Origin of the sequence: Stieleria sp., from assembly GCF_041595215.1 — a bacterium.
Classification (GTDB): domain Bacteria; phylum Planctomycetota; class Planctomycetia; order Pirellulales; family Pirellulaceae; genus Stieleria; species Stieleria magnilauensis.
This window is the reverse complement of sequence record NZ_JBFHKV010000531.1, coordinates 1-5,662: the sequence shown is the minus strand read 5'-3', so window position 1 is coordinate 5,662 and position 5,662 is coordinate 1. Positions and strand designations below refer to the sequence as shown.

The 5,662-nt window shown below is 59.7% G+C and carries 2 protein-coding genes; both read right to left on the bottom strand.

Translation table 11 applies throughout. From position 1 onward, the window contains the following. Window positions 1-123: 123 nt before the first annotated feature. Complete coding sequence (locus ABX749_RS19435) at window positions 124-378, bottom strand: hypothetical protein (protein WP_372897429.1); 255 nt, start codon at window positions 376-378, stop codon at window positions 124-126. After that, a complete protein-coding gene (locus ABX749_RS19430; protein ID WP_372897428.1) occupies window positions 362-5,614 on the bottom strand; it encodes a hypothetical protein in 5,253 nt (1,750 codons plus the stop codon). Before ABX749_RS19430 ends, ABX749_RS19435 begins: the two co-directional genes overlap by 17 nt. Between the last annotated feature and the right edge of the window lie 48 nt (window positions 5,615-5,662).

Below are 5,662 nucleotides of genomic sequence, written 5' to 3'. Positions count from 1 at the left end.
GCAAAGGTCGAAAGCACGCTGCACGTCATTGAGGGTGCCGGACACGGTGGGCCCCAGTTCGCCCAACCCGAAATCCGCAAAATGCAAGTCGACTTCTTGCTCAAGACGTTCAAGGTGGCAAGTTCAGAGTGATTGATTCGGGGCAGAATGATGGCGACGACGACCTTGCTCGTCGCTGCCCCAATCACTCCACACACCCAATTTTTTGACCACTCCATTTTTTGACCACTCCATTTTTTGACCAACCCATTTTTTGACCACCCATTTTTTGACCACCCATTTTCTGACCAACCCATCCGCCTCCACCAAAGCCTCATTGCCCCCAACCTCACACTGACAGCAGTCGCGCCGCAGCATCACCTCAGCTCCAATTCTCATCGGCGACGAATCCCCGGTAGCGACGCAGGATCCGTTCACGGTGGATGTTGAAAAAGATCATGGCCAACAACACGAGCACGCCAAAGCCGATCAGGATCACGGCCCGGATGACGCCTCCTTCGCGGTGAAATTGCAACCCGAGTTGGCCCAGAACGTTGATCACCAAAAACGCGATCCCGATCGAAACGAAGGGCCGAATCCGCAACGAAATCCCCGTCGCGATCCCGATCAGGCTGAGCATCAGGACGACGATGAACTGCGTCAGTCCCGCATCCTCCTGAAAGAACACTTCGAAGGTCGAAACGGCCAAGATGGCGCCCGCGGCGGCTGAACGAATTCCACTGAGCGCTCGCGGCTTCAAGTCCTTGCGATGCAACTGGGCAAAGATCAACACCGTGACGGCGGCCGGAATCACATAGACCTGTGCCAGCCCGGTCCATTGCTTGGCCTCCGGAATCCAAAGATAGATCGCCAGGTTGAACAGGGCAGCGGCAACGTACACCGTCCATCGAGCGTGCGTGCGATGCGAAACCACCAGGTAGAACGAACCGGCTGCCAGAGACGTGAATGCGGCCACCCCCTTCTGGTCCAGTGGCGTCACCAGCATCAAGACGACCGGCGAAAGCAGCGCCATGTGATAGGTCGGATTCAAGAACACGCCGGCCCGCGGATTCTGCGAGCGACCGATCAGAATATTGGCCCCATACAGCAGAAAGCTGTATCCGACGACGGAAAACGCCCCGAGGGTGCTGCGTTCAAACGCGATTCCCAACAGCGAGGTGCACAGGTAAATCAACGATGCGAAAATCGCCGCAACCGACAAGTAGACCAACAACTCGCGTCCCGATTCCCAAGCCATCCACAACCAACTGGCCGCAACCAAAGCCATCGCGATGGCGAATACCGGCGAGGGGTTCAACATCGTCATCGATGCCGCGGTGATCACGACTGCGACCGACGCGATCACATGGGAAAGCGTGATCAACGAGCGGCTGACACCTCGTGTATAGTCGTCCACAGAGGCATCGGACGCCCCGGCGTTGGAATTCGCGTGACACCGGAATCCGAACTCGATCGCGACGTAGCCCAATGCAAATCCCGCGGTCGCCAATGCGGCAAAGTCGCGCGACAACATCGGATCCCCATAAAGGACGACGGTCGCCACCAGGCCAATCGGCAACAGGATCGCCGACGCGATGGTTGCGTAGACGTTTCGCCAACTCACGCCCGTCAACAGGCAACTGATCGACGCCAGCAGCAACGTGACCGTCAAGTTCGGAAAGTCTGGACGAACGATCCGGAAGATCGGAAACGTGATTGCGACGGCCAAACTGGTCATGCCCATCGCCCAGCCGACCAACGCGCGCCCCATCGCCGCCTCTTCGGTCGCGGTGATCGGCAATCGGAGTATCGATAACATGCGTTTTCCGACGCTGCGATTCAGCGGAACCGCGATCATCCCCCAAACCAACCCCATCACGGACAACGCGACATCCGGGGTGACGTCCCAGCCACGTTTCAGACAGGCTCCGAAAAAGCTGATCACCGTACTTGCAATCAACAAGTGCACCAGCGCGGGATGAGGTCGCAGGTAGATGACGTGGAAGAATAACGCAACGCACAGACCGCCGCCCAACAACCAATTCCAGTTGGGGTCGGGTTCCGCCACGCCCGAACGAATCAGCAGCAAACTGACCGACTGCACGAGCAAACATCCCGACGCGACCACCAACGGCCAGCGATAGAACGAGCGTTCGCAGCAGGCATCCGAGAGCCCCAACCAAGACTGGACACGCTGTGATCCGAACTTGACCAAGCGAGCCATGACGACCAAACCATTCATCGCGATCAACGCGATGAACATCAACGAGGCGGCCGACCACCCCATCGCGTCGTTGACCAGCAACAACGGGCCGGTGCTTCCCAGCACCACCGCCACGTCTAACCAGATCACCTTGCGTGATGCCCGAACCGTCAGCAAACTCACTACCGCGGCCAACGTCAACGTCAACGCGATCGGGCCCAGTGCCAGACGCTGCACCCATGGGGCAAAACTGGTGATCAGCACCGGTCCCGTGTCGTAACCGGCCGTTCCGATCGCAATCAAGATTGCCGCCAGCGATGCCGCCATGGCAAGTCCCACTGCAAAGTTGGACAGCGGTCTCGCAAACGTCACGATACCGGCCGCTCGATGCGGTTTCGTCACGCTCTCGATTCGCCCCCACTCCATCGTCAACAAACCGGCCCCCGACAGGAACAAGGCGGTCAGTGCCGCCGCCGGACCGATCGACGGCACACCGGCGTTTGTAGAAGCAACCACCAACACACACACCGTGACCGCCAGACACGCCAGGTAGACCAGCAGACGCCCAAGCGAAAACCGATGCAAGACATTCATCGAGCGGGCACCGAGCAATAACGTCAACGTGCCGATGCCGCTGGCGACCAACATCGGCACCAGCGAAGCCGTCGGCGAATCAACCTTCCACGCGTAAAGGCTTTGAGCGATTGCGATGATCGCCAGCACCGCCGACGACCGGATCAGGGGCCGTTCGTAAATTCGAACCAACGGAGAATCAGAAGCGTTGTTCCTCGGATGCTCCGATGTAGCCCCGCCCAACCGCTCGCAACCATAACCGACCACCCAGAAAACGATCGCGATCAGCGACCAGGTGACGCCCACTCGCGGATCCGTTCCTCCGCCTCCCGGGAACCACGGAAATATACTCACCACAGCGAGTGCGGCGGCCAGGTAGGTCAACAACGCGTTGTCATAGAGTTTCGCGGCGATCGCACAGACCATCCCAGCGACGATCAACGTGACAAACCCCGGCATCGCCCATCCAGCCCAGGTGCCCTGCCACACGATCTGGACCAAAACGATCGTGACACCAATCTGAGCAAACAGAACGGCAGCGTGGCAAAGCGGCTGGAACCACAACGATGACCACGAATCGCCTTGAAGCGGCAGCCGCAACGTCGTCCAGATGCTGGGCGGCAGGCGACGCCCGCCGGTGGATTCTGATCCATCGACGCCCTTTCGATGGCTCACCGCTCGATCGCTGGACACGGCGATCGTGATCAGGACCAAACCGAGCAACGAATTTGCCGCGGCGACCATGGCCGCGTCCGGTCCCCAACCGCCTACGTCCCAACGCCCTGGGGCAAACAGGACCAGATGGACCACCATCAATCCGAGTGACGCCAGCGACAGATAGCTGCCAAACTGTGTCCGATAGGTGCCGCCCGACAAGGCAAACACGACCACCAGGATGCCGCATGAGAGAGCCAGCGGCAACGACAGTTCATTTCCGGCCAGCCCCAGCATCACAGCACCGAGCAGAACCAACACACCGATTGTCGCAACAAGGTGTTGCAGCAATCCACTGTAAAGTTCCCGAGACTGCCGCCTCGACGAGTCCTCAGCGTCTCCGTCGGCCGAAACCGCCAGGTGCATCGAAACCACCGCCGCCAAGCACCAACCGGCCAACAGTAAACTCGCGGCAAGGACGAGGTGCCATGCCATTGCAATGCGATCGGACAGCATCGCGAGCGTGGTGAAGTGCGTGGTCAAATGAACGCCGACACCGAACGTCAGAACGGCAGCCACATAAAGCAATCGTCGTTCAATCGCATCGCATCGCATCCTGCCACCGGCACGGCCAGATGAAGTGGCGGCTTGATCCAGCACCGCGAGCATGCCGAATCCGTAAGTGAAGGTGGCGATCAACCAAACCAACGATGCCAGAAAAATCGGTTGAACGGCCATCCAGATCGGTATTTGCCCCCAATGCATCGCCAGCGGGACGAGCGTGGCCGCTGCCACGACGGTCGACGTTTGCGCCAGCGGCTTGGTCCACAACGTTCGGTCTCGCGAAACCAACGGCAACGGCGGATGTTCCCAGCATCGGATCAATCGCCACGCCATACCACCGCTTCGCCCCTCGTCTTCATCGTCCGCCCCGGTACCTTCCGCCGGCAGCCAGCACCACGAAGCGATACCAAAGGCTGACGCCATCAACGCCATCGCAAGCGTTTGGTCGGCCACGTGTTCCGACGGACCGACCCACAGCGCGACACCGGCCAGCACCGCAATCAATACCGAACCCAAGGCCGCATACGTTTGCAAACGCGACTGGTAGATGATTCCGGAAATCCCAAATGCAACTGTCAGAACCACCGCCGTCAAAGAATGCAGAGGCGCTGACGCCGCAAACGATGCCGAATCGAAAAAGCACATGCCGGACAGGCCGATCAAACACGATGCGGCCAGCAGCAGCGCCAGATGCTGCAAGATTCCGCTATAGAATTCGCGGTTGGCACGTAGATCGGATTCACGGGAGGGGTCAACGCGTGAAAGCCGCCGATTGATTGCCCAGGTCACCGTGATTGCGATCAAGCAACTCGACAACGCAATGACGGATCCGACCAACAAGTGAACGCCGTTTCCATCGTCGCCTAGCCAACCTTCGTTCAACCCGACTTGGGCTGCCGAATGGATGGCCGCAAACGCCAGCACAACGCTAGCGACGTAGATGGCGCCAACGCGATAGGCACGGGTGCTCAACAGAAACGTGACGCTTGCCAGGGCGAAGGTCATTGGCGCCGGCCGGATCCAGAGATGACTCAACGACCATGTCGCATCGCTGTGCATGGATGCGAGCACGGCAATCGGGCTGCACAGCAACGCATAGGTCGCCAAGGGACGGATCCACAGCCCCAACCCTTCCGCCGGCAGCGCCGGCAGAGCGATCATCCACGACGCCGACGACTGTTCGGATCGCCCCGCATCCGACAAGCGTTTGAACCCAAAACAGGACACCAGGGCGGCGAGAAGACTGAGACCGGCGAGGATCGTCGACGTTTGGACCGTCATCCACGCAGTCGATTCCATCCCGCCGAACACGGCCAGTGTCAGCGCGGTCAACGAACAATACGATGCCAATTGCGTCCGGTAGACCGACGCCGCCAGTGCAAACAGAATCGCCACCAGCGAAGCCGAACCCATCGTCCACAACGGCACGTCGGTACTCAGCCAGACACCCCAGTTGCCCGCCAGTGGGACGACAGCAACGATCGCCGTGACGTGAAACAACCAACCGCTGTAGTACGCCCGATTGGCGACGACCGACGACTCTTTCTCTTCCGCACAACGCCGCAGCCATGCCGTGCACCACCAGGCACAACCGCCGGCGACGAGCCATCCGAGCAACGAGACAGCCGACAGAATCGTCATCTGACCAGCAACGACCTCATCGGCCGCCCAGTCTGAGAACCAGTATCG

Bases quoted from the DNA above. Each gene is read 5' to 3' on its own strand.
- ABX749_RS19435 (WP_372897429.1), bottom strand. From the start codon at position 378: ATGAGAATTGGAGCTGAGGTGATGCTGCGGCGCGACTGCTGTCAGTGT.
- ABX749_RS19430 (WP_372897428.1), bottom strand. From the start codon at position 5,614: ATGACGATTCTGTCGGCTGTCTCGTTGCTCGGATGGCTCGTCGCCGGC.